At 65.1% G+C, this 24,364-nt stretch carries 22 protein-coding genes; 6 read left to right on the top strand and 16 right to left on the bottom strand.

Translation table 11 applies throughout. The features are described 5' to 3' along the window. Window positions 1-97: 97 nt before the first annotated feature. From IC762_RS03880 to IC762_RS03830, 11 genes are all read right to left on the bottom strand, one after another. A complete protein-coding gene (locus tag IC762_RS03880) occupies window positions 98-1,387 on the bottom strand; it encodes a M16 family metallopeptidase (protein WP_195787337.1) in 1,290 nt (429 codons plus the stop codon). Further along, entirely contained in the window at window positions 1,384-2,802 is a 1,419-nt protein-coding gene (gene thrC / locus IC762_RS03875; protein ID WP_195787336.1) for a threonine synthase, read from the bottom strand. Before thrC ends, IC762_RS03880 begins: the two co-directional genes overlap by 4 nt. A gap of 269 nt (window positions 2,803-3,071) precedes the next feature. Beyond that, the gene (locus IC762_RS03870) at window positions 3,072-3,458 is read right to left on the bottom strand and encodes a hypothetical protein (protein WP_195787335.1); all 387 of its coding nucleotides are present in this window, start codon (window positions 3,456-3,458) and stop codon (window positions 3,072-3,074) included. Window positions 3,459-3,637: 179 nt separating this feature from the next. Next, entirely contained in the window at window positions 3,638-4,933 is a 1,296-nt protein-coding gene (locus IC762_RS03865) for an RNA polymerase sigma factor (RefSeq protein WP_433995871.1), read from the bottom strand. A 16-nt stretch (window positions 4,934-4,949) separates the two neighbouring features. Continuing rightward, a complete protein-coding gene (locus IC762_RS03860) occupies window positions 4,950-5,300 on the bottom strand; it encodes a YciI family protein (RefSeq protein WP_195787334.1) in 351 nt (116 codons plus the stop codon). 13 nt (window positions 5,301-5,313) lie between these two features. Continuing rightward, window positions 5,314-5,688 carry a YciI family protein gene (locus IC762_RS03855; protein ID WP_195787333.1) on the bottom strand — a complete coding sequence of 125 codons (375 nt, stop codon included), beginning with the start codon at window positions 5,686-5,688 and terminating at the stop codon, window positions 5,314-5,316. Window positions 5,689-5,968: 280 nt separating this feature from the next. Further along, a complete protein-coding gene (locus IC762_RS03850; protein ID WP_195787332.1) occupies window positions 5,969-6,664 on the bottom strand; it encodes an AprI/Inh family metalloprotease inhibitor in 696 nt (231 codons plus the stop codon). Continuing rightward, window positions 6,664-7,647 carry a 2-hydroxyacid dehydrogenase gene (locus IC762_RS03845; RefSeq protein ID WP_195787331.1) on the bottom strand — a complete coding sequence of 328 codons (984 nt, stop codon included), beginning with the start codon at window positions 7,645-7,647 and terminating at the stop codon, window positions 6,664-6,666. Before IC762_RS03845 ends, IC762_RS03850 begins: the two co-directional genes overlap by 1 nt. Next, the gene (locus IC762_RS03840; RefSeq protein WP_195787330.1) at window positions 7,648-8,436 is read right to left on the bottom strand and encodes an ABC transporter permease; all 789 of its coding nucleotides are present in this window, start codon (window positions 8,434-8,436) and stop codon (window positions 7,648-7,650) included. Next, the gene (locus IC762_RS03835; RefSeq protein ID WP_195787329.1) at window positions 8,433-9,245 is read right to left on the bottom strand and encodes an ABC transporter ATP-binding protein; all 813 of its coding nucleotides are present in this window, start codon (window positions 9,243-9,245) and stop codon (window positions 8,433-8,435) included. The genes IC762_RS03840 and IC762_RS03835 overlap by 4 nt, the downstream gene beginning before the upstream one ends. Before the next feature lie 16 nt (window positions 9,246-9,261). After that, on the bottom strand, window positions 9,262-10,293 hold the full coding sequence (locus IC762_RS03830) for an ABC transporter substrate-binding protein (RefSeq protein ID WP_195787328.1): 1,032 nt from the start codon (window positions 10,291-10,293) through the stop codon (window positions 9,262-9,264). A 185-nt stretch (window positions 10,294-10,478) separates the two neighbouring features. Here IC762_RS03830 and IC762_RS03825 point away from each other — a divergent pair, with 185 nt between their 5' ends. Continuing rightward, entirely contained in the window at window positions 10,479-11,303 is an 825-nt protein-coding gene (locus IC762_RS03825; RefSeq protein WP_195787327.1) for a creatininase family protein, read from the top strand. A gap of 9 nt (window positions 11,304-11,312) precedes the next feature. Here the strand turns inward: IC762_RS03825 and IC762_RS03820 are convergent, their stop codons facing one another. Then, window positions 11,313-11,582, bottom strand: a complete 270-nt coding sequence (locus IC762_RS03820; RefSeq protein ID WP_195787326.1) for a metal-sensing transcriptional repressor — start codon at window positions 11,580-11,582, stop codon at window positions 11,313-11,315. Window positions 11,583-11,923: 341 nt separating this feature from the next. On the opposite strand from IC762_RS03820, the gene IC762_RS03815 reads away from it, so the two are divergent. From IC762_RS03815 to IC762_RS03805, 3 genes are all read left to right on the top strand, one after another. After that, complete coding sequence (locus tag IC762_RS03815) at window positions 11,924-12,136, top strand: hypothetical protein (RefSeq protein WP_195787325.1); 213 nt, start codon at window positions 11,924-11,926, stop codon at window positions 12,134-12,136. A 421-nt stretch (window positions 12,137-12,557) separates the two neighbouring features. Beyond that, window positions 12,558-14,549: a carbohydrate porin gene (locus IC762_RS03810; RefSeq protein WP_195789980.1), complete on the top strand. Its 1,992-nt coding sequence runs from the start codon at window positions 12,558-12,560 to the stop codon at window positions 14,547-14,549. Between the two features lie 252 nt (window positions 14,550-14,801). After that, window positions 14,802-16,319: an FAD-dependent monooxygenase gene (locus tag IC762_RS03805; RefSeq protein ID WP_195787324.1), complete on the top strand. Its 1,518-nt coding sequence runs from the start codon at window positions 14,802-14,804 to the stop codon at window positions 16,317-16,319. 91 nt (window positions 16,320-16,410) lie between these two features. Here the strand turns inward: IC762_RS03805 and IC762_RS03800 are convergent, their stop codons facing one another. After that, complete coding sequence (locus IC762_RS03800) at window positions 16,411-18,036, bottom strand: FMN-binding glutamate synthase family protein (RefSeq protein WP_195787323.1); 1,626 nt, start codon at window positions 18,034-18,036, stop codon at window positions 16,411-16,413. A 433-nt stretch (window positions 18,037-18,469) separates the two neighbouring features. Beyond that, complete coding sequence (locus IC762_RS03795; protein ID WP_195787322.1) at window positions 18,470-19,243, bottom strand: ferredoxin--NADP reductase; 774 nt, start codon at window positions 19,241-19,243, stop codon at window positions 18,470-18,472. 297 nt (window positions 19,244-19,540) lie between these two features. Here IC762_RS03795 and IC762_RS03790 point away from each other — a divergent pair, with 297 nt between their 5' ends. Next, window positions 19,541-20,485 carry an ATP-grasp domain-containing protein gene (locus tag IC762_RS03790; RefSeq protein ID WP_195787321.1) on the top strand — a complete coding sequence of 315 codons (945 nt, stop codon included), beginning with the start codon at window positions 19,541-19,543 and terminating at the stop codon, window positions 20,483-20,485. Window positions 20,486-20,656: 171 nt separating this feature from the next. Here the strand turns inward: IC762_RS03790 and IC762_RS03785 are convergent, their stop codons facing one another. Both IC762_RS03785 and IC762_RS03780 read right to left on the bottom strand, forming a co-directional pair. Then, window positions 20,657-21,586: an amino acid ABC transporter substrate-binding protein gene (locus IC762_RS03785; protein ID WP_195787320.1), complete on the bottom strand. Its 930-nt coding sequence runs from the start codon at window positions 21,584-21,586 to the stop codon at window positions 20,657-20,659. Window positions 21,587-21,598: 12 nt separating this feature from the next. After that, window positions 21,599-22,888 carry a dicarboxylate/amino acid:cation symporter gene (locus tag IC762_RS03780; protein ID WP_195787319.1) on the bottom strand — a complete coding sequence of 430 codons (1,290 nt, stop codon included), beginning with the start codon at window positions 22,886-22,888 and terminating at the stop codon, window positions 21,599-21,601. Window positions 22,889-23,105: 217 nt separating this feature from the next. Between IC762_RS03780 and IC762_RS03775 the strand changes: the two genes are divergently transcribed. After that, complete coding sequence (locus IC762_RS03775; RefSeq protein WP_195787318.1) at window positions 23,106-24,107, top strand: NADP-dependent oxidoreductase; 1,002 nt, start codon at window positions 23,106-23,108, stop codon at window positions 24,105-24,107. The last annotated feature ends 257 nt before the right edge of the window (window positions 24,108-24,364 follow it).

The raw sequence follows: 24,364 nt of genomic DNA, 5'->3' as shown, positions 1-24,364 counted from the left end.
GGGTGAGGGGTTTCTCCGCAAAGCAGACTCGCGGAGAGTCCCTCACCCGGATTGCTCCGCAATCCGACCTCTCCCCGCAGGCGGGGAGAGGTGAACTTCAATGCAGCAGCGTCTTTGCCTTCGACTTGGTCAATCCTTCCGCAAAAGCCACCGCCGTGTCCAGACCCCTGCCGCTGCCGAGCGCGACGACGGCGGGCCGGCTGCGCGACAACAGCGCACGGGCGGCATTGCGGCTCGATTCGACGCTGACAGCATCGATCCGCGCCACCAGCTCGTCGACCGTCTGCGGCCGGCCATAAGCTAGCACGTGCCGTGCCAATTGCTCGGCCCGGGCCGAGCAGCTTTCCAGCGCCATCAGCAGGCCGGCCTTCATCTGCGCCTTGGCGCGGGCGATCTCGGCCTCGGTCAGGGTTTCCACCGCGTCGTTGATGACGTCGACGATGACTTCCATCATTTCCGGCGCATCGGCGGGATCGGTCCCGGTGTAGAGCCCGAAGAACCCGGTGTCGCTGTAGGGCGCGTGGAACGAGTAGATCGAGTAGCACAGCCCGCGCTTCTCGCGGACCTCCTGGAACAGCCGCGAGGACATCCCGCCGCCGAGGATGTTGGTGAAGACCTGCAGCGAGAACAGCGACAGATCGGCCTGCGGCACGCCCTCGAGCGCCAGCGTCAGATGCGCCTGCTCCAGATCGCGATGCACCACGCGGGAGCCGCCCTTGCCGAACATCGCGGTTTGCGGCTTCGGCGCCGGCGTGGCGTCGAAGCTGGCAAACCTTTGCGTCACGTCCTCGACGATGCGCGTGTGGTCGACGGCGCCGGCGGCGGCCACCACCATGTCGGGCGCGCGGTAGTGCGTCGAGAGGTAGCCGCGCAGCATGTCGCGGTCGAAACTCTTCAGCGTCTTGGCGGTGCCGAGCAGCGAGCGGCCCATCGGCTGGTCCGGATAGCAGAGCTCGTTGAGATGCTCGAACACGACATCGTCGGGGGTGTCCTGCGCGGCACCGATCTCCTGCACGATCACGCTCTTCTCGCGCTCGAGTTCATCGGGCACGAAGGACGGGTTGGCGAGGATGTCGGAGAGCACGTCGAGCGCCAGCGGCACGTCGGCCTTCATCACCCGCGCATAATAGGCCGTGGTCTCGGTCGAGGTGCCGGCGTTGAGGTCACCGCCGACCGCCTCGATCTCCTCGACGATCTCGCGCGAGGAACGCCGCGTGGTGCCCTTGAACGCCATGTGCTCGAGCAGATGCGAGATGCCGTGCTCGTTGGGCTTCTCGTCGCGGCCGCCGACCCCGGCCCAGACGCCGAGCGCGGCGGTCTCCAGATGCGGCATGCTGTCGGTGACGATGGTGAGCCCGCTCGGAAGTTTGGTGATCTCGACGCTCATCCGATGGCTCCCTGCTTGGCGGCGCGGCTGACCGACAGCACGAAGCGCTCGATCTCGGCGGAATCGTTCTTCGTCACAGTCATATGTTCGGACTTGCTCATCAGGCCACCGAGCCAGGCCGGCAGTTGCGGGCGCACCCCGCAGGCGGCTTCGACCGCGTCGGGGAATTTCGCCGGATGCGCGGTCGACAGCACGATGTTGGGGATCTTGGTCTCCGCGGTGTCGCGGTCGGCGACCGCGAGCGCCACGGCCGTGTGCGGGTCGACCAGATCGCCGGCCTCGCGCCAGGCGGCGCGGATCGCAGCCGCGGTCTCGGTCTCGTCGGCACGGCCGGCGTCGAAATCCTTGCGCACGGCGGCGAGCGTCGCGTCCGGCAGCACGAAGCGGCCCGATTGCTTGAGCGAATCCATCAGCCGGCGGACCTGCGCGGCGTCGCGGCCGCTCGCCTCGAACAGCAGCCGCTCGAAATTCGAGGACACCTGGATGTCCATCGAGGGCGACGTCGTGGCATGGACTTCGCGGACCTCGTAGATGCCGGTCTTCAGCGTCCGCGCCAGGATGTCGTTGACATTGGCGGCGATGCGCAGCGAACGGATCGGCAGGCCCATGCGCTTGGCGACATAGCCCGCGAAGATATCGCCGAAATTGCCCGTCGGTACGGTGAAGTCGACCTTGCGCGAGGGCGAGCCGAGCGCGACCGCCGAGGTGAAGTAGTAGACCACCTGCGCCACGATGCGCGCCCAGTTGATCGAGTTGACGCCCGACAACGCGACGCTGTCGCGGAAGCGATGGTTGTTGAACATCGCCTTCACCAGCGCCTGGCAATCGTCGAACGTACCTTCGACCGCGAGCGCGTGGACATTGGCGGCGCCCGTCGTCGTCATCATGCGCCGCTGCACCTCGGAGATGCGGCCGTTCGGGAACAGCACCACGAGATCGACATTGTCGAGCCCCGCGAAGGCCTCGACCGCAGCGCCGCCGGTGTCGCCGGAGGTCGCGACCACGATGGTGGTGCGCTCGGCGCGCTTGGCGAGCACGTGATCCATCAGCCGCGAGATCAGCTGCATCGCGACGTCCTTGAACGCCAGGGTCGGGCCATGGAACAGCTCGAGCAAGAACTGGTTCGGCCCGATCTGGTCGAGCGGCACCACGGCGGGATGGCGGAACGTGGCATAGGCCTCGTTGGCCATGCGGCCGAGCTCGGCATCCGAGATCTCGCCGGCAACGAACGGGCGGATGATCTCGACCGCGACCTCCCAGTAGGGCCGGCCGAACAAGGAGGCGATGGTCTCCGCCGACAATTGCGGCCAGGTCTCGGGCACGTAGAGCCCGCCGTCGCGGGCGAGCCCGGTCAGCATCACGTCGCAGAAGCCGAGGCTCGGGGCTTCGCCCCTGGTCGAAATATACCGCGTCAAACCGCCCTCCAAAGGCTCCGATCCGAAACCTTAAGCCTTTGATATCGTGGATTTATCATGCGCGCCGGCCGCGCACCGAACGGCCACCATAGAAGATCGGGCCGGCAAAGGGTAGCCCGAAGCATGCGTCCCGCGGTCGCTTGAAATGGCGTGCTTCAACGAAGGTGGTGTCATCACCAGCGCATGCGGCATGCGGGTGATCCAGTATTCCAGACGCGGCGGTGCTTGAGCCGATGGGCCGCGTCGTACCGGGTCGCCCGGTCGGAAGCTCACTCTCGCGAGGGCTTGACCCAGCGTTGTACTGCCGCTGCGGTATCGGCCGGGTTGGTGTTGAAGCAGATGCACGCATCGGGAGCCAGGCGATGCACCAGATTGAGGATCTTTTCGAACAGCAGCAGCCGCTCCGGCGACTCGCGCAGGCCGGCACCGATCACGACGCAATCGTAACGCCTCGCGTTGAGCGCCGTAGCCGTCACGGCTTCCGCGGTGTCGCCGAGATCGGTGAGGCAGCTGTCGGCGTCATAGCCGAGCGTGCGCAGCCCCTCGATTTGCGCGTCGATGTAGCTGCGCACCAGTTCGGGCGTGAATTGCGGGAACGCGGAGAGATTGACGACGGCCGGATCAAGGCCGATCGCCAGCACAGATGGCTTGGTCATGTGATCGCGGCTCCTGGTGCGATGATCGTCGATCGAGCATGGCATCGATTTAAGTCGGAAGCGCGGACGCGAGGCTGCACGGCTCGTGCGCAAGTGTTGCAGTAAGGGACGCACCGGCGTGAGGGTTCTCTCCCCCCTTGCGGGGCCCCGCAAGGGGGGAGGGAGCCTGAGAGGCGTGCTCACCTCACTTCGGCTCGTGCAGCTTTCTCCGCTGCGGCCCCGCGACGTTGCAGCAGATCGCGCTCGCGGGTGTTGCCGGCGAGTGCGGCGGCGGCCTCGAATGCTGCGTGGGCCTCGTCGAAGCGGCTCAGTTTCAGCAGCAGGTCGCCACGCACGCTCGGCAGCAAATGGTAGGACTTCAACGCTGGCTCGTGCGCGAGGCCGTCGACGATGGCGAGCGCCGCCAGCGGCCCGTCGGCCATGCCGACGGCCACCGCACGGTTGAGCTCGATCACCGGCGATTGCACCAGCGCGGCAAGATCGCCATAGAGCGCGGCGATGCGGCGCCAATCGGTCATCGCGGGCGTCTCAGCCTCGGCGTGGCAGGCGACCAGCGCGGCCTGCAATACGTAGAAACCGCCAGCGCCGCCGAGCTCGCGGGCGCGCGCCAACGCGAGCTGCGCGCGGCGGATCTGCAGGCGGTCCCAGCGCGTGCGGTCCTGGTCCATCAGGAGGATCGGCTCGCCCGCCGCATCGGTGCGCGCGGCCATCCGCGAAGCGTTGAACTCCATCAGCGCCAGCAGCCCATGCACTTCCGGCTCGTTCGGCGCGATCGAGGTCAGCACGCGGCCGATGCGCAGCGCCTCGTTGCAAAGCTGCGGCCGCTGCCATTCGTCGCCGCTTGCCGCGGTGTAGCCCTCGTTGAAGATGAGGTAGACGACCTCGAGCACCGAGGCGAGCCGCTCCGACAATTCCTCGCCGCGCGGCGTCTCATAGGCGAGGCCCGACTCCGACAGCGTGCGCTTGGCGCGCACGATGCGCTGGGCGATGGTCGCTTCCGCCTGCAGGAAGGCGCGCGCGATCTCTTCGGTGGTGAGGCCGCAGATCATGCGCAGCGCCAGCGCGGCGCGCGCCTCGCGCGCGAGAAGCGGATGGCAGGCGGTGAAGATCAGCCGCAGCAATTCGTCGCCGATGTCATCGTCGAGCGCGGAATCGAAATCGGGCATGGTCTCCTGCTCCCGCACCAGATCGTGCGCCAGCATGCCGTGCTTCCGCGCGCGCATGCCGGCATGGCGCAGATGATCGAGCGCGCGCCGCTTGGCGGTCGCCATCAGCCAGGCGCCCGGCTTCTCCGGCACGCCGCTGGCAGGCCAGTGTTCGAGCGCTGCGACCAGGGTTTCCTGGGTCAGATCCTCGGCAAGCGGCACGTCGCGCAGCATCCGCGACAGGCTGGTGATCAGCCGCGGTTGCTCGATGCGCCAGACACCGAGGATGGTGCGCCTGACATCGTCCTCGGTCATGCCGGCCACCGGCATGCGAGCGATCCGACCGTCAGTAGTCCATGAAGGGACGAACCTCGCATGACAATTCCCAGTCCGGCATGTGATCGAGATGAAGCTGCATGAACTCGACCGCGCGCGCCACGGCCTCCTCCTTGTCCTTCAGCTCGAAGACCGCGTAGCCGCCGACCACTTCCTTGGCTTCCATGAAGGGGCCATCGGTGACGGTGAGCTTACCGTCCTTGATCCGCACCTCCGCCCCCGCCGTGCGCGGCTTGAGCGCGCCGGTATCGAGCATGCGTCCGGCCGCGACCTCACGCGCGGCGAGTTGCTGGATCGCCTCCCTCAATGGGGGATTGGGCAGCATCGGCTTCTCGGCCACCAGGACGTACATGAAGCGCATCGCAACCTCCTCTTTAACCGCCGCACTGCCGCCCGGCGAAGCCGGCAAAGGCACGGACCTCGCAGGTGCCTTCCCAGCCCGGCATGTGATCCTTGTGCAGCTGCATGAACTCGACCGCCAGCGCCAGCGCCTCCTCCTTGCTGCCGAGCTCGAAGATCGCGTAGCCGCCGACCACTTCCTTGGCCTCGACGAAGGGGCCGTCGACGACGCTGAGCTTGCCATCGACCAGGCGGACCTGCGCGCCGGTCGCGAGCGGCATCAGGCCGGCATTGTCGATCATGCGGCCGGACTTGATCTCGCGGTCGGCGAGCTTGTGCATGGCCTCCAATAGCCCCGGGGTCGGCTGGGCGGGCGGCTGGGGCGAAGTGACGATCGACATAAAGCGCATGAAATTGCTCCTGTTGGCGGCGGACGGCGGCGAAATCGGCCCGCTATGGGAGACGACGATCCATGGCGCGCCGGATCGACAGCGGCGCGGGAATTATTTTCGGACACCATGTTGGCCATCGTAACCCGGATCTGCGTTCTCCTTCCCCCTGAAAGGGGGAAGGTCGGGATGGGGGTCAGCCACGGCGATGCTCTATGCGGAGAGAGCAAATCCCCACCCGCTTTGCTCTGGCGAGCAAAGCGACCTCCCCTTTTCAAGGGGAGGTGAAGAGGCGCGTCCCTTACTGCTCGCGCAACATGATCAGCGGGTCGGCGCTGTCGGGCACGCGGCGCCACTGCGCGTTGTCGTCGGCCTCGAACTGCCAGCTCTCGCCCTTGGCCGACATCAGGATGATCTGGCCGTGATCGAGCCGCCACACGGTCGGATTGAAGGCTGCGACCGCAGGATCGCATTTGCCTTTCAGGAACACCTGGAAATTGTCGTTGCCGGCGTCGGTATTGGTCAGCACTAGGCCGCAGATCGGCTGGCCGTTGCCGCGGACCATCGACCAGTCGCCGATCATCTGGTCCATCGATTTGGCGAGCGAACGCGCCGCGGCGAGGTTCTGCAGGATGTAGACACCCTCATTGGTGCGCAGGCCCTCGAAGATGCCGGTCTCGACCTCGGTGAAATCGATCACGGATTCGCCGGCCGCGCTCTGCAAACGCACGATGTCGCCGAGGCCCTTGATGCTCCAGGCCGCGATGTCCTTGGTGAAGGGCAGCGCCGCCGCACAGGCCGGCTCGAGCTCGAGCTTGAAGCCTTGCGGCGTGGCATCGCTCTTCATCGTGACGACGCAGGTCTTGCTGCGGTCGGTGGTGGCGAGCTCCCACTGCCCGATCATGTCCTGCTGCAACGTCTTGACGTCCTGCGCCGCTGCCGGCGCGAGGCCGGCGAGCAGCACAAGCAACACGACGTTGCAGCGGGACGACGACATCAGCGCGCCTTCACCGGCGTCTCGGCCACCGGCGTCAACGGCGGCTTGCCGGCGAACCAGTGCTTGATGTTGTCGACCACGAGCTGGTCCATCGCGTTGCGCGTCACCACCGAGGCCGAGCCGATATGCGGCAGCAGCACGACGTTCTGCATCGCCTTCATCTCGTCCGGCACGTTGGGCTCGGCCGCGAATACGTCGAGGCCGGCGGCGAGGATGGTGCCGGATTTCAGCGCGGCGACCAGCGCCGGCTCGTCGACCACGGAGCCACGGGCGACATTGATCAGCACGCCGCGGGGTCCGAGCGCCTTCAACACGTCGGCGTTGATCATCTTCGATGTCGAGGCGCCGCCGGGCACGATCACGATCAGCGTATCGACGGCCTTCGCCATCTCGAGCAGGTCGGGATAGTGCTTGTAAGCGACGTCCTTGGACGGGTTGCGCGAGTGATACGACACCGGCACGCGCGAGGCTTCGAGCCTTCGGCCGATCGCCTGGCCGATCCGGCCCATGCCGACGATGCCGATCTTGCGGTCGCGCAGCGAACCGACGCTGAGCGGATAGTTTTGCGTCTGCCACAGGCCGGAGCGCACGTAGCGATCGGCCTTGACGAATTCGCGCAAGGTCGCGATCAAGAGGCCCATCGCGACGTCGGCGACCTCCTCGGTCAGCACGTCGGGCGTGTTGGTCACCACGATATTGTGATCGCGCGCATGGTGGGAATCGATGTGGTCGTAACCGACGCCGAAGCTACCGACGATCTCGAGCTTCGGAAACATCGCCAGCGCGGTCTTGTCGGTCGCCATGGTGTGGTAGGTGACGGCAATGGCGCGGATCCTGGCCTTGGTTTCCGCCGTCAGCCGCTCGAGGTCGCCGCGGCTTTCGGCCTTGTGCAGCACGTATTGATCGGAAAAGCCGTTTTCGAGGATTGGCCTGACAGGTCCATAGATCAACAGATCGATCTTCTCGGAAGACATCGGGGCCATTCAGCTTTCCTTTCCTAGCGCGCTCTCATGCCAGCGCCGCAACAACAGATGCGAAATTAGCGCCAGCAACCCATAGATGACAATCCCGGCCAGCGACAGCAGCAGCAGGGCGGCAAACATGCGTGGAATATTCAGCCGGTAACCGGACTCGGCGATGCGGAAGGCGAGCCCCGAACCGGCGCCGGCGCTGCCCGCCGCGATCTCCGCGACCACGGCGCCGATCAGCGACAGCCCGCCGGCGATGCGCAGGCCGCCCAGGATATAGGGCAGCGCGGCGGGCAGTTTCAGGAACAGCAGCGTCTGCAGCTTCGAAGCGCCATAAAGCTGAAACAATCCGGTGAGGTTGCGATCGACCGAGTTCAGCCCGAGCGTGGTGTTCGACAGCACCGGGAAGAACGCCACGATCCACGCGCAGACGATCACCGCGGTCTGCTGCTGCAGATAGATCAGGAGCAACGGCGCGATCGCGATCACGGGCGTGACCTGCAGGACCACGGCATAGGGGAACAGTGAATATTCCAGCCATTTCGACTGATTGAACAACAGCGCCAGCGCGACGCCGCCGATCGCGGCCGCAACGAATCCTTCGAGCGTGGTGAGCAGCGTGACGCCGAGCGATTGCGACAGCACCGGCCAGTCGCTGATCAAGGTTTTGACGACGAGCAGCGGGCTTGGCAGCACGTAGGGCTGGATGCCGTAGATGCGGACGATCGCTTCCCAGACGAGGAGGCCGATGGCGAACACCGCGACTGGAGCGAGCCAGCGGACAATATCCTGCGGAGACCTCATGCGCCCGCCTGCCCTGCATAGGACGGCGCCAGCGCGGCCGAGACCTCGCGGCAGAACGCGGCGTATTCGGCGGAGGTGCGGAACGCCTCGCCGCGCGGCTCCTGTGAGGTGATGCGAAACTCGGCGCCGATGCGGCCGGGACGCGCCGTCATCACGATCACGCGTTGCGAGAGATAGACCGACTCGAACACCGAATGCGTCACGAAGATGACGGTCTTGTGCAGATTGCGCCACAGCGACAACAGATCGTTGTTGAGACGGAAGCGCGTGATCTCGTCGAGCGCGGCGAACGGCTCGTCCATCAAGAGGATGTCGGGATCGGTGACCAGCGCGCGCGCCAGCGACACCCGCATCTTCATGCCGCCGGACAATTCGCGCGGATAGGCGGCCGCGAAATCGGCGAGCCCGACCTGCTCGAGCGCGTCGTCGATGCGCGCCTCGGCATCGGCCCGCGCCGTCTGCGCGAGGCGGAACGGCAGACGGACATTGTCCCGCACGGTCGCCCAGGGCATCAAGGTCGGCTCCTGAAACACGAAGCCGATCCTGTGGCTGCCGCGGCGCGCAGTGCCGTAACGCGAGAGTTCGACCGTGCCCGCGCTCGGCGCCGAGAGCCCGGCGATCAGCCGCAGCGCGGTGGATTTGCCGCAGCCGGAGGGACCGAGCAGCGAGACGAACTCGCCGCTGCCGACGTCGAGATCGAGCGGCCCGAGCGCCGTCACGCCGGTGTCATAGATCTTCGTGACCCCGCGCAAGCGTACCGCCATGCCGGATGCGCCGGCATCGGTATCGGGCAATACGGGCTCCACCATCACGCGCGTCCGACCGTCAATTCTTCGGCCGAAGCTCGACGCCGACGGCTTTGTTGATGAAGCGCAGCGTGTAGCCCTGGCGATAGTCGATGGTGCTCTTGACCACGCCCGATCGCACCATCTTGTCGAAGAAGCTCGCCATCCGTTCGTCGGTCATGGCGCCGATGCCGTTCTTGAGGGAATCGCCGGAATCGACGATGCCGTATTCGCGCATCTTGGCGACGCAATAGGCCAGCACTTCGTCGGTCATTTCAGGGTTGAGCTTCTTGATCATCGCATTGCCGGCGGAGTTGTCGCCGTAGACGTAGTGGTACCAACCGACGATCGAGGCATCGACGAAGCGCTGCACCAGGTCCGGCTTCTTGTCGACGAGGTCGCGGCGGGTCTCGATCAGGGTCGAATAGGAGTTGAAGCCGTAATCGGCGAGCAGCAGCACGTTCGGCTTGAAGCCGGCGGCCTTCTCCACCGCATAAGGCTCTGACGTCACATAGCCCTGCATCGCGGTCTGCTTGTCCACGATGAAGGGCTGCGGGTTGAAAGTGTAGGGCTTCACCCTGCTCTCGTCGAAACCGTATTCGGATTTCAGCCACTGGAAGTAGCTGGTGATGCCCTCCTTCGAGATCAAAAGCGTCAGCGGCTTGAGATCCTCGATTTTGGTCAGCTTGATCTCGGGATGGGTCAGGAAGACCTGCGGGTCCTTCTGGAACATGGCGGCGACCGCGACCAGCGGCACGTTGTTGGTGACGGCATCGAAGGTCTGCAGCGAGTTCGCGCTCATGAAGAAGTCAAGCTTGCCCGCGATCAGCAGCACGCGGTTGTTCGCGTTGGGCCCGCCGGGCACGATGGTGACGTCGAGGCCGTATTTCTGGTAGGTGCCGTCGGCGACCGCCTGGAAGAACCCGCCGTGCTCGCCCTCGGCAACCCAGTTGGTGCCGAACGAGACTTTGTCCAGGGTCTGCCCGCAGGCCGGGGCAAGGGCCGCCAGCGCGGACAACACGACGGCGGACAGGCCCGTGGTTAACGCTCGCGACAAAAAGGCCGGCTTCATGGTTGGACTCCGTCGATCATTCTGGCCCATGATGGCAGGCGGAGGCGATGGACCGCGCCGGGGGACGCGGGAAACGCCCCCGAATGGCATTGGTTCATACCCCCGATCGGGATGAACAGGCTACCCCGCAAATCCATCCATTGAAACGCCTGCCATGAAACACCTGCAATGAAACGCCCGGCTCGATGAGTTCAAAACTTCCGCCCCGCGACTGGACCGCGATCCACTGGCCCGACATCGAACGCAGCACGCCTGCGCGCTGGATCGCAGTGCTGCCGCTGGCCGCGACCGAGCAGCACGGGCCGCATCTGCCGCTTGGAACCGACGTCATGATCGGCGAGGCCTATCTGGCGCGGGTGCGCGAGCTTCTCGCCACCGATATCCCCGCGACCTTCCTGCCGCTTCAGCCGGTCGGCATCTCGACCGAGCACATCGATTTTCCGGGCACGCTGACCTTGCCGAACGCGGTCGCGCTGGACAGCTGGACGGCGCTCGGGGCGAGCGTGGCGCGCGCCGGCGTCAGGAAGCTGGTGATGGTGACGAGCCACGGCGGCAATTCGGCCGCGATGTCGCTGGTGGCGCAGGATCTGCGCGCGCAGCACGGCATGCTGGTGGTGACCACGAGCTGGTCGCGGTTCGGCGCGCCGGATGGATTATTCGACACGGACGAATTGCGCCACGGCATCCATGGCGGCGCGGTCGAGACCTCGATCATGCTGGCGAAATATCCGCAAGCCGTCCGGATGGATGCGATCGCGGATTTCAAGCCTGCCAGCGTCAGAATCGAGAAGGATCACCGCCATCTGTCGACGCAGCGGCCGGCCCCGTTCGCCTGGCAGGCACAGGACCTGCATCCAAGCGGCGCGATCGGCGATGCGACCAGGGCTTCGGCCGCGAAGGGCGCGGCGCTGCTCGACCACGGCGCGCGGGCGTTATGCGAGCTGCTCGCGGATGTCGACAGATTCGACCTCGGCGCGCTGGCGACTACGCCGCGCTGGCCGGCGAAATAGCCTGCGCGATTACAGATATTTTGCGATCAGCCTGAAATCGCGCAGCACGGCACGGCGCTTTGGGGCGGAGGCGTCCAGCGTGGCCTCGAGGCTGTGGCCGATATGGTCATGGATCAGCGCCTTCTTGGCGCTCTCGATCGCGCTCTCCACGGCCTGCAATTGCTGGGCGATCTGAACGCAGGGGCGGCCCGCTTCGATCATCTCGACGATGGTCTCGAGGTGGCCGCCGGCGCGCTTCAGGCGGCGGGCGATCGCGGCGTGCGGGTGGTCGTCGGTCATGTGGATCTCCTATCCTCCGGGGAGGATAGAGACGATCCTCCCTGGAGGATAGCACTTTCGGCTTGACAGGCTTTTGCGCCGGGCGTAGTGCCCGCTTATCGGAACAAGCGTTCCGCATCGGGGGTGATCCCCTGACATCATCGGACCACGAGCCAGCACAGAAGGCACATGGGCAGTAGCAACTCAGGCGACAGTAGACCGGCGATGCCGGGACTAATTTCGCCGCAACACAACAAGACTGATCGCGCAAGCTCCCGCTGCGTGGACAGGCGGTCGCCGCCCGGCTGACCCGCCCGATCCTCACCGGCCTGCCGCGCGACCAGCGGAAGTGGAGGTGAGCGATGTTCGAAAAGCTCGCAAAATTCTGGCCGTTCGAGCGGCTGCGCCTGGCGCCGCCGACGGCGATTCATTGCAACGATAACCAGCCGGGCGTTCGCCGCCGCCGGCGGCCGGCCCCGGTCTGTCACTGGATCCTGGTCCGCGGCCGCCTGGAATGCCGCTGGACGTTCGACGATCCCACCGGTGATCGCGATCACCAGCGACGCGCAGCATAACGGAGGCCCGACATGGGCGAAGATCTGGTTGCCCCCGTTGCGCGCCGGTCCGGTGCCGCAACGGGACGTTCAAGCAACCCGACATCTGCTGCTCACGGCAGCGCAGACCCGCGCGCATCAACGCGCCTCGCGTCCTTCGCCGCGCCCGGCGGCGGCGAGGACGCAGCCGAACAGGCCCCCGCCTCGCGCTGTTGCATGGCTGTCATAATGGCATGGGAATCGGAGAGGTAATCGACGGTCCTCAGTTGCTATTGCGAATTATTTGCAATAAGAGTTGGGGGATGGTAGGGGGCTGATCTGAGTTTGGAACCAAAAGCGCAGATCGGATCGGGGACGGCGGGCGATGACTTCAAATCTCGGGTGGCCAGCGGCCGCCAAATCTGCAGTGATGCTTGGCAACTCCGCCGAACCACGCCGCGTCATGACCTGCGTCCGCCTCATCCGGGTCCATTTCGCCGCCGGCGCTGCGCTCGGCGCGGCCGCTTTCGGCACGCCGGCATCGGCGGCCGACCTGGCCGTCAAATCGCCGGTGCGCGACGCCGTCTACAACTGGACCGGCTTTTACGTCGGCGCCCATGTCGGCTACGGCGACGGCAGCCTCGGTCCCGGCACTAACCCGCTTCCCGAGCAGGGCGTGTTCTTCCCGCCGACGATCACTGGCGGGATCGGCGGCTTCCAGGCCGGATACAACCGCCAGTTCGCCAACCGCTTCGTGCTCGGCGTCGAAGCCGACGCGACCTTCACCGGTCCGGTCGACCTGCCGCGGCGGGTGCTGGCGCCCTACAATTCGACGATCGACTATGTCGGCACGGCGCGGGGCCGCATCGGCTATGCCTTCGGCAACTGGATGCCCTATGTCACCGGCGGCTTCGCCTGGGGGCACAGCACCGTCAGGATCAACGACCCCACCGGCACGGTGGTCAGCGAGCCCGGCCAGTACCAGACCGGCTGGACCGTCGGCGGCGGCGCGGAATTCGCGGTCGGCGGCAACTGGACCGCCAAGCTCGAATACGACTATATCGACCTGTCGCGACGGACGATGGGCCTTGCCGATTTCGGCATGCCCGGCGTCACCATCGAGCCGCGACTGCAGCTGCTCAAGTTCGGCCTCAACTATCAGTTCGGGGATTCGCCGTGGTCGGCGGCGCCGACGCAGGCCGCAGCGCCGCCGAAGTCCGACGACTGGAGCGTGCACGCACAGACCACGCTGATCGGGCAAGGCTACCCGTCGTTCCGCGCACCTTACACCGGCACCAACAGCCTGCCGGGGCCCGGCCAGGTGCAGCAGACCTGGACCACCACCGCATTCCTCGGCGTGCGGCTGTGGGAGGGCGGTGAGTTCTACTTCAATCCGGAGACCGCGCAGGGCTTTGGCCTCAACGGCACGCTCGGTCTCGCCGGCTTCTCGAACGGCGAGGCGCAAAAGGCCGGCGCCGAGTTTCCGAAGATCCGGCCGCAGCGCTATTATTTCAAGCAGACCTTCGGGCTCGGCGGCGAGCAGGAAGACGTCGACGACGGGCCCAACCAGCTATCCGGCAAGCGCGACATCGACCGCGTCACGCTGGTGGTCGGGCGTTTCGCGGTCGGCGATTTCTTCGACGGCAATTCCTACGCCAAGGACCCGCGCGCCGATTTCATGAACTGGGCGATGTGGGCGTCCGCCGCCTACGACTTCCCGGCCGACCTGCCCGGCTATACCCGCGGCGCCGTGGTCGAGCTCAACCGCAAGGACTGGGCAGTGCGGGCCGGCGTGTTCCAGGTGCCGAACGAGCCGAACAGCGACACGCTGGTGTTCTCGACCGGCGGCGCAGTGGTCGAGTTCGAGGGCCGCTATTCGATCTTCGACCAGCCCGGCAAATTGCGCGTCGGCATCTTCGGCAATCGCGGCAACACCGGCAATTACAACCAGGCGCTGGCGATCGAGGACGCCAATCCCGCGCTCGACATCAACGACGTGATGGCATCGATCCGCAAGGACAATCTGAAATACGGCTTCTACCTGAACGGCGAGCAGCAGATCGTGAAGGACGTCGGCCTGTTCGGCCGGTTCTCCTGGAACGACGGCCAGAACGAGATCCTGTCCTTCACCGATGTCGATCGCAGCCTCTCCGGAGGCCTGTCGATCAAGGGCAGCTCGTGGGGACGGGCGAACGACACGATCGGCATCGGCGGCGCGATCAACGGCTTGTCCACCGCACATCGCGACTTCCTCGCCGCAGGCGGCCTCGGCCTCTTGATCGGTGACGGCGCGCTGAATTACAGCCCGGAGCGGATCTTTGAGACCTACTACGCCTACCAGGTGAACAAGAACCTGACGCTGACCGCGGACTACCAGTTCATCACCAACCCCGCCTACAACGCCGACCGCGGCCCGGTGCACATCTTCTCCGGCCGCGTCCACGGGGAGTTTTAGGCCGCATCGCCGTTAGGGAAGAAGCGACGGCCACGCTTTCTCAACCGTCATTGCGAGCGGAGCGAAGCAATCCATGGCTTCGCATGCGCTGAAGCATGGATTGCTTCGTCGCTTCGCTCCTCGCAATGACGGCTGGAATAGTTCGACGGGCCACGCCCCTCTCCCCACTCAGATATATGTAGCCACCCCCGGCTTGCCGCAACCCCCACCTCATCCCGTAGAACGCGCGCCCATCGAACGGAGGAGCGCGGGATGCGGGAACATGATGTGGTGATTGTCGGCGGCGGTCCGACCGGGCTGATGCTGGCGGGTGAGCTGGCGATCGGCGGGGTCGATGTTGCGATCGTCGAGCGCCGTGCCAGCCCTGACCTCACCGGCTCGCGGGCCGGAGGCCTGCATGCGCGCACCATGGAGGTGCTCGATCAGCGCGGCATCGGAGAGCGCTTCGTTTCACAGGGGACGCGCCATCCGGCGGTACTGTTCCATTCGCATCTGGTTCCGCTCGATATCACCGACCTGCCGACCCGGCGCAATTTCACGCTTGGGCTCTGGCAGATTCATACCGAGCGCATGCTCGGCGAATGGATCGACGAACTGGCGGTTCCGGTCTATCGCGGGCGTGAGGTGACGGGCTTCACCCAGGACGACACCGGCGTCGACGTCGCGCTGTCGGACGAAAGCCCGCTCCACGCGCAATATCTCGTCGGCTGCGATGGCGGACGCAGTGTGATCCGGATATCGGCCGGCATCGCATTCGCCGGATGGGACCCGACCAAGAGCTGGCTGAACGCCGAGGCTGAGATGTCCCAAGAGCCGGAATGGGGCATACGGCAGGACGACAGCGGCACCTATGCGATCGGCAAGGTGGAGGACAGCGGGCGCGTGCGGGTCGTGTTGACCGAGCGGCAGCTCGGCGGCAACAACGAGCCGACCCTGCGCGAGGTCAGCGACGCCCTGATCGCGGTGTACGGGACTGATTTCGGCATCCACAGTCCGGTCTGGATCTCGCGATTCACCGACATGACCCGGCAGGCCACTACATACCGCGATCGCCGCGTGCTGCTGGCCGGTGACGCCGCCCATGTCCACCCGCCGATGGGCGGACAGGGCCTCAATATCGGCGTGCAGGATGCGGTCAATCTGGGCTGGAAGCTGGCACAGGTGGTCAAGCAGACGTCACCTGAGAGCCTGCTCGACACCTATCAGGCCGAACGGCATCCGATCGCAGCCCGCGTGCTGCGCAACACGATGGCGCATGTCGCGCTGAACCGTACCGATGCACGAACCAGGGCGTTGCACGACGTCGTGTCCGACCTGCTGCGCATGGAGGAGCCGCGCAGACGCGTAGCCGCGATGATGTCGGGCCTTGATGTGCATTACGATCTCGGTAACGGCCATCCGCTGCTCGGCCGCCGCATGCCCGACCTCGATCTGATCACGGCTGACGGTGCGATGCAGATCTTCAATCTGCTGTATCATGCGCAGTCCGTGCTGCTGAATTTTGGCGAGCCTGGCAGCGTCGATATCACCGGATGGGCAGATCGGGTTCAGTTGGTCGATGCGGCATACGACGGCGGGTGGGAGCTTCCTGCACTCGGGACTGTGCCGGCTCCTACCGCCGTGCTGGTGCGGCCTGACGGCCATGTGGCGTGGGTCGGCGAGCGAACGCAGGCGGGTCTGACCGAGGCGCTGACGAAATGGTTCGGTGCTATCTCCCCATCGTCGTCCCGGCGAAAGCCGGGACCCATAACCACTGCTGTGCGTGGTTAGAGTTGGCTGGGGCCACAGCGAGTGCAACCACAAAGTCCTGTGGTTGGGTCCCGGCTTTCGCCGGGACGACGGCGTGTTTGCGGCAGCCGCCCTAGCCCGCCGGCTGGAACGAATCCGCGCGGGCCATCGCCCAGGCGTCGCGGTAGCGCTGATCTTGCGTGCCTTCGAGCAACTCGCCGGGCCGCAGCGCCGGATAGAGCTGGGCGAAAGTACGAACATCGGTGGTCGAGGTCCGCTGCGAGAAGTGGATCGGGCGCAGATCCTGGGTGTGCTCGAGGCCGGCGGCAGCGAGCAGCTCGGTCAGCGCGTGCAGCGTGTTATGGTGGTAGTTGTAGACGCGCTCTTTCTTGTCCGGCACGAACAGCGCGCGGTTGCGCGACGGGTCCTGCGAGGTGACACCGGTCGGGCAGCGGTCGGTGTGGCAGCTCAACGACTGGATGCAGCCGAGCGAGAACATGAAGCCGCGCGCCGAATTGCACCAGTCGGCGCCAATCGCCATCGCCCGCGCCATGTCGAACGCGGTCGCGATCTTGCCGGACGCGCCGATCTTGATGCGGTCGCGCGCGCCGATGCCGACCAGCGCGTTGTGGACGAAATTGACGCCCTCGCGCATCGGCATGCCCAGATGGTCCATGAATTCGAGCGGGGCAGCACCCGTGCCGCCCTCATTGCCGTCGACCACGATGAAATCGGGATACAGCCCGCTCTCCTTCATCGCCTTGCAGATCGCCAGAAACTCCCAGGGATGGCCGATGCACATCTTGAAGCCGGCCGGTTTGCCGCCGGACAGTTTTCGCATATTGGCGACGAATTCCATCATCTGCAGCGGGGTCGAGAATGCCTTGTGATAGGCCGGCGAGATGCAATCCTCGCCGAGCGCTACGCCGCGGATCTTGGAGATCTCTTCGGAGACCTTGGCGGCCGGCAGCACACCGCCATGACCGGGCTTGGCGCCCTGGCTGATCTTGAGCTCGACCATCTTGATCTGGTCGTCGGCCGAGACGCGCGCGAATTCATCCGGGTTGAAGGTGCCGTCGCGGTTGCGGCAGCCGAAATAGCCGGAGCCGACCTCCCAGATGATGTCGCCGCCCATCTCGCGGTGATAGGGGCTGACGCCGCCCTCGCCGGTGTCATGAGCAAAGCCGCCCTTCTTGGCGCCGGCGTTGAGCGCCCGCACCGCGTTCGGGCTCAGCGCGCCGAAGCTCATCGCCGAGATGTTGAACACCGAGGCGGAATACGGCTTGGTGCAGTCCGGGCCGCCGATGGTGATGCGGAATTTCTCGTCGGCATGCGGCTTCGGCGCCACCGAATGGTGCATCCACTCATAGCCTTCGCGATAGACGTCCTCCTGGGTGCCGAACGGCCGCTTGTCGAGCACCATCTTGGCGCGCTGATAGACCACCGCGCGGGTGTCGCGGGAGAACGGCATGCCGTCCTTCTCGCTCTCGAAGAAGTACTGCCGCATCTCCGGGCGGATTTCCTCGAGCAGGAAGCGGACATGCGCCGAGATCGGATAGTTGCGCAGCACCGCGTGGCCCTTCTGGGTCAGGTCGCGGATGCCGAGCAAGGTCAGCGCGCCGAAGATGACCAGCGGGATCAGAACGATATTGAAGACCTTGTGGTCGAAAATTCCCACCAGCAGCAGCAGCGCGGTGACCACGGCGCAGATCGTCAGCACGATGAAGCGCGGCGAGAACGGAAGCAGCATCGTTTCCATGGAATCCCTCAGCCAATCGGCATGGCGATCTTGTTGGGCCGTAAGCCTAATCCAACTTTGCGAGCAAGCGCTACACGTTATATCCGCCGGTCAGTCACGGATGTGACAACCGCCCGGATGGGCGGGTGGCGCCGGCAGATCCGGCCAAACTGAAACGAAAATCGCCTATTGCGGTGCAACGAAGGGGCCGCGGAGAGACGCCGCGCTCGCTCGCCCCCTTCTTCACGGAGAGGGGGAAGGGCGCACGTCAACAATCGCGCGGCTGCGCGAGGAATGGTGCACGCCACAGACACAGCCGTCGTCCCGGCGAAGGCCGGGACCCATAACCACAAATGCAAAAGGCTGGAGCCTGATGGGGCCCCAGCCTTCGTCAAATCAGCAACGGTGGTTATGGGTCCCGGGTCGCGTTTCGCTTGCCCGGGACGACAGAGGATCAGCGCTCGACGAACGCCTTCTCGATCACGAAGTGGCCGGGATTGTTGCCGCTGCCTTCCGCAAATCCGCGGGTTTCGAACAGCTGCTTCAATTCTTCCAGCATCCCCGGGCTGCCGCACATCATGATGCGGTCGGTTTCGATGTCGAGCGGGCCCTGATGCAAGTCGGCGAAGAGCTGGTTGGAGGTGATGAGGTCGGTGATGCGGCCGCGGTTGCGGAACGGCTCGCGAGTCACGGTCGGATAATACGAGAGCTTCTCGGACAGCAGCGGGCCGAACAATTCGTCGTCGCGCAGCTTGGCGACCAGCTCCTCGCCATAGGCGAGCTCGGAGACCTGGCGGCAGCCATGCACCAGCACGATCTGCTCGTACTGATCGTAGACCTCGGGGTCCTTGATCAGGCTCGCGAACGGCGCGAGGCCGGTGCCGGTCGACAGTAGCATCAGCCGCTTGCCCGGAATCAGATTGTCGGTGATCAGCGTGCCGGTGGCCTTGCGGCCGACCAGGATGGTGTCGCCCTCGCGGATCTTCTGCAGCTTGGAGGTGAGCGGGCCGTCCTGCACCTTGATCGAGAAGAACTCGAGCTCTTCCTCATGATTGGCGCTCGCCATCGAATAGGCGCGCAGCAGTGGCCGTCCCTCGACCTCGAGGCCGATCATGGCGAACTGGCCGTTCTGGAAGCGGAAACCGGAATCGCGGGTGGCTCGGAAGCTGAAAAGCGTATCGGTCCAGTGCTGAACGGAAAGAACCTTCTCTCGATAGAACGCGCTCATGTGTTTTCGTTTTCTCGATTGACAAGATTTAGAATGGTTTGATTTTCAGGCGATCCGGGGCGGCGCAGAAGTGCCCGAAATCACTGTGGATCTCGCGTCTCCATTGCGCCTGTGTGTGAGATAGTCAAGATCAACTGGCGTGCAATTGCGATCTCAGAATGGCAGTCGCTCGAATCCGCCGTGAGGTTCAGCGACGACATCGTTAACGCGCCATGACGAGAGCAATTTACTTGCTGAGATCGCGGCCGATCTGGCAAATAATTGCTGCGAGAACCGCGCTGAAGGGAAAATGCTCTCGTGGTCCTGATCGGTCAGCGAATTGTCCTGGAAACCATCAAAAAATATTGTCTGGCGCGCGATATCGCCGTCGAGCCGCGTTCCGGCGGCTGGCTGGTCATCATGCAGCGTGGCGGCGTGCGGCGGCTCGCGATCGGCTACGACCTCGGGCTGAACAACGCGGTGGCGCACCAGGTCGCCAACGACAAGTCGGCCTGCGCCGAGGTGCTGGCGTCGGCCGGTGTCGACGCGATTCCGCATACGCTGTTTTTGGGCCCGCGGCACAGCCCGCATATTCCGGGATCAGGCTCGCGCGATGCGATGGCGCGGCTGCTCGATGCGCATCCGCGCGGTATCGTCGTCAAGCCGAACGAAGGCACCTCGGGTGAGCTGGTATTTCGCGTCACCGCGCGCGTGCAGCTGGAGACAGCGGTCGAGCGCGTGCTGGCGGAGTACCGCAGCCTTGCGATCTCGCCCTATGTCGCGATCAAGCATGAGGTGCGCTTCGTCGTGCTCGATGACCGCGCGCTGGCCGGCTACATCAAGCTGCGCCCGTCTGTGGTCGGCGACGGCATCCATTCGCTTCGTGAGCTCGCGCACGCGGCCGCATCCGCTGAGCAGCTCGAAACCATCAGCGACGACTTCTCGCCCGCAGAACTCGATGCGATTCCACCCGCGGGTGAACGACGCGAGATCAACTGGCGGCACAATCTCGATGCCGGCGCCGCGCCGGTGCTGCTGAAGCGCGAGGAGATGGAGCAATTCGGCGCGGCGCTTGCGATCAGGGCCGCACAGGCCCTGCGCATCCGCTTCGCCTCGATCGATGTGGTGGAGGTCGACGGCTGCTGGCGGATCCTCGAGGTCAATTCCGGGGTGAAGATGGAAGCGCTCGGCAGGCACGCGCCTGAGGTGGTCGAGGCGATCTACTTCGCCGCGCTGGATGAGGTGTTTGCGGAAGATGCGTAGGCTGGGCAACCCGGCCCCAACCTCGTCATCCCGGCGAAGGCCGGGATCCATGACCACAGTATCCAGTTGTTAAGACGGCTGCGGCCCCAGCGCTGCGCAACAATCATCATTTGGGGTTATGGGTCCCGGCCTTCGCCGGGACGACATTTATGTTTGCGGCTCGTCCTCGGCCTACTGGTTCTCGTCGAGCACCTTGAATGCCTCTTCCAGCTGCGGCGACAGCGCGACGTTCATCTTTTCGCCGGTCGGCAGGCGGGCGACGAACCATTTGTTGTAGAGCGGGATGATGTCGCGGTTGGAGGCGAGCCTGCGGAAGGCGCGCTCGACCACGTCCTTCATCTGCGGCTCGCCCTTGCGGTACATGATCCCGTAGGGATCGTAGGACAGATAGTCGCCGGTGACGCGGAATTTGTCCTGCGACTTGTGCCGCGCGATCAGGCCATAGAGCAGGATGTCGTCGGTCGCGAACGCGTCGGCCTTGCCGTCGACCAGCATCTGGTAGGACTGCTCGTGATCGGGCGAGGTCACGATGTTGAGGCCGAGCTGTTGCTTGGCGTCGACATTGTGCATCGCCTGTTCGTTGGTGGTGCCCTTGGTGACCACCACGGTCTTGCCCTTGAGGTCGGCAACTTGCGCGACGCCGGAGGCCTTCGGCACCATCAGCTTGGTGCCGGCGACGAACATCAAGGGCGAGAACGCGACCTGCTTGCCGCGCTCGGCGTTGGCCGTGGTCGATCCGCATTCGAGATCGATCTTCTTGTCGACGACAGCGGGAATGCGGTCGTCGGACGTGACCTTGACGTAGTCGATCTTGAGATTGGCGTCGTCGACTTCGGCGCCGATCTCCTCGACGATTGCATCGCACAGTTCGAGGCTGTAGCCGATCGGCCGGTTGGAATGGTCGAGGAACGAGAACGGCGGCGAGCTTTCGCGGTAGCCGACCCGCACCGTATGCGTGGCCTTGATGTTGGCGAGCGTGGGGCTCAGCCCCTCGCCGGCCGTCTGCGCGGATAGCGGCGCCGCCAGCAGGCACGCTGCCAGCAAACCTGCCGACAGCGCCCCGGCTTCAGCCCGTATCCGCCCCCAGCGGATCCGATGCATGCATCCCTCCCGTCAATGTGCCGGCACAGCGTCACCGGCAACCGCATCCGAGGGCACGGCGTCATCGGGCCCGAGTTCGTGCTCGGCCTTCAGCTCGCCCTCCCACTTCGCGACCACCGAGGTCGCCAGCGAGTTGCCGATCACGTTGGTGGCGCTGCGGCCCATGTCGAGGAAGGTGTCGATGCCCATGATCATCAACAGGCCGGCCTCGGGGATGTTGAACTGCCCGAGTGTCGAGGCGATCACCACCAGCGACGCGCGCGGCACGCCGGCGACGCCCTTCGAGGTGATCATCAGCGTCGCCAGCATCGCGAACTGGGTGCCGAGCGACATTTCGATGTGGTAGGTCTGCGCGATGAAGATGCTCGCGAAGGTGCAGTACATCATCGTGCCGTCGAGGTTGAAGGAGTAACCGAGCGGCAGCACGAAGGCCGAGATCCGCGAGGAGGCGCCGAACTTGTTCAGTCCCTCCAGCGTCTTCGGATAGGCCGCCTCCGAGGAGGCGGTCGAGAACGCGATCATCAGCGGCTCGCGGATCAGCCGCAGCAGGTGGCTGTAACGCGGCCCGATGACGATGAATCCGACGATGACCAGGATGCCCCACAGGATCATCAGCGACAGATAGAAGCCGCCCATGAAGACGATCAGCTTCCACAGCACGGCGAGGCCGTTCTTGGCCACGGTCGCCGTGATCGCCGCCCACACCGCGATCGGCGCGAACAGCATCACGTAGCCGGTGACCTTGAGCATGATGTGCGCGAGATCGTCGATCAGGCTCATGATCGGCTTCGAACGTTCCGGCATGGCGCCGAGCGCCACCGCGAAGAACACCGCAAACACCACGATCTGCAGGATCTCGTTCTGCGCCATCGCATCCGCGATCGAGGTCGGGATCAGATGGGTCAGGAATTTCTCGATCGAGAAGGCCGACACCGGCAGCCCGGTCGACTGCGCCTTGTCGGGCAGCGTGCCGGGGAAGTTGGCGCCGGGCTGCAGCAGGTTGACCATTACGAGGCCGAGCAGCAGCGAGATAAAGGAGGCGGAGACGAACCAGCCCATGGTCTTGGCGAAGATGCGCCCGAGCTTGGCGCCCGATCCCATATGGGCGATGCCGCCGACCAGGGTCGCAAACACCAGCGGCGCGATGATCATCTTGATCAGGCGCAGGAACAGCATTGCAATCAGATTGACGTCGCCTGCGATCTCGGCGCGACTGTCGGGTAGATAGTTGAAGATGATCGTCCCCATCGCGATGCCTAGGACCATCGCAATCAGGATGTACTGCGTAAACCTGTTCGACATTCTCTTACCCCCGTAAGTTCCCAGCGAAGGGCAAGTGTGGCAGATTTACGCACCTATGCAACACGCTTCGCGCCGAGCGGGACTTTGCCGGAATGTTCCCGTTGTGGAATGCCAGCGCGCGGACTAGCGTTCATGCAGCGCACAATCTGTGCAATGAGGCGCCTGCGGCGCAGTCAATTGCATCGTTAGCGATCAACGCGAGGGGGAGACATCGCCAATGAACGACACCGTCAATCGCCAGATCCTGCTTGTGGAGAAGCCGACCGGCAAGCTCGGGCCTGAGCATTTCCGTCTGACCAAGGGCGCGATCCCGGAGCCGAAGGACGGCGAGGCGCTGGTGCGCACGCACTACATCTCGCTCGACGCCGCCAACCGCGCCTGGATGCATGGAGCGACTTATCGCGCCGCGGTCGAGGCCAACACCGTGATGGCCGGCGGCGGCATCGCCGAGGTCGTATCGTCGAAGGATCCGGCCCTGAAGCCGGGCGACATCGTGTTCGGCGACACCGGCTGGCAGGACTACGCCGCGGTGCCGGCGAAGCATCTCGCGAAGATGCCGAAGCTCGAGCCGATGACCCATCTGCTCAGCGTCTACGGCATTGCCGGGCTGACCGCCTATTTCGGCCTGCTCCATGTCGGCAAGCCCAAAGAGGGCGAGACCGTGGTGGTGTCGGCCGCGGCCGGCTCGGTCGGCTCGATCGTCGGCCAGATCGCCAAGATCAAGGGCTGCCGCGTGGTCGGCATCGCCGGCGGCAAGGACAAGTGCCACTGGCTGACATCGGAGCTCGGCTTCGATGCCGCGGTCGACTACAAGGACGGCGCCACCTACAAGGCGCTGCGCGCGGCCGCGCCCAAGGGCATCGACGTCTATTTCGACAATGTCGGCGGCGACGTCCTGGAGGCCTGTCTGGCGCAGATGAACAACCGCGGCCGCATCGCCTGCTGCGGCGCGATCTCGCAATATGACGGCGTCCCCTCCGCCCACGGTCCGCGCGGCGTGCCCGGCCTGATCGTGGTGAAGCGGCTCGTCATGCAGGGCTTCATCGTGATGGACTACATGGACCAGCGCGACGCCGCGCTGGCCGACCTGCAGGCCTGGGTGTCTTCGGGCAAACTGAAGGTGCAGGAGGACGTGATCGAGGGCATCGAGAACACGCCGCAGGCGCTGATCGGCCTGCTCGCCGGCGAGAACCGTGGCAAGCGCATGGTGAAGATGTAGACGGAAGCAAGGTGCCGTAGGGTCGTAGGGTGGGCAAAGGCGCTTGCGCCGTGCCCACCATCACGAGCACGTCGCGGATGGTGGGCACGTCGCTTTACTCCTTTGCCCACCCTACGCAGCTTCACACCTGCCAAAATGTCGAAAACAACCCCATGCAAAGGAGTCGGCGTCCGGCAGCCCGTACAGATGCTTGACACGTCGGGCAGCTCAGCGCTACTATTCCAATATTCCGAAATCGTACACGCAAAGAACCGACA

The sequence above is a fragment of the Bradyrhizobium genosp. L genome (assembly GCF_015624485.1).
Classification (GTDB): Bacteria; Pseudomonadota; Alphaproteobacteria; order Rhizobiales; family Xanthobacteraceae; genus Bradyrhizobium.
The sequence above is the reverse complement of the archived record's forward strand: the minus strand, read 5'-3'. Positions and strand labels throughout refer to the sequence as shown.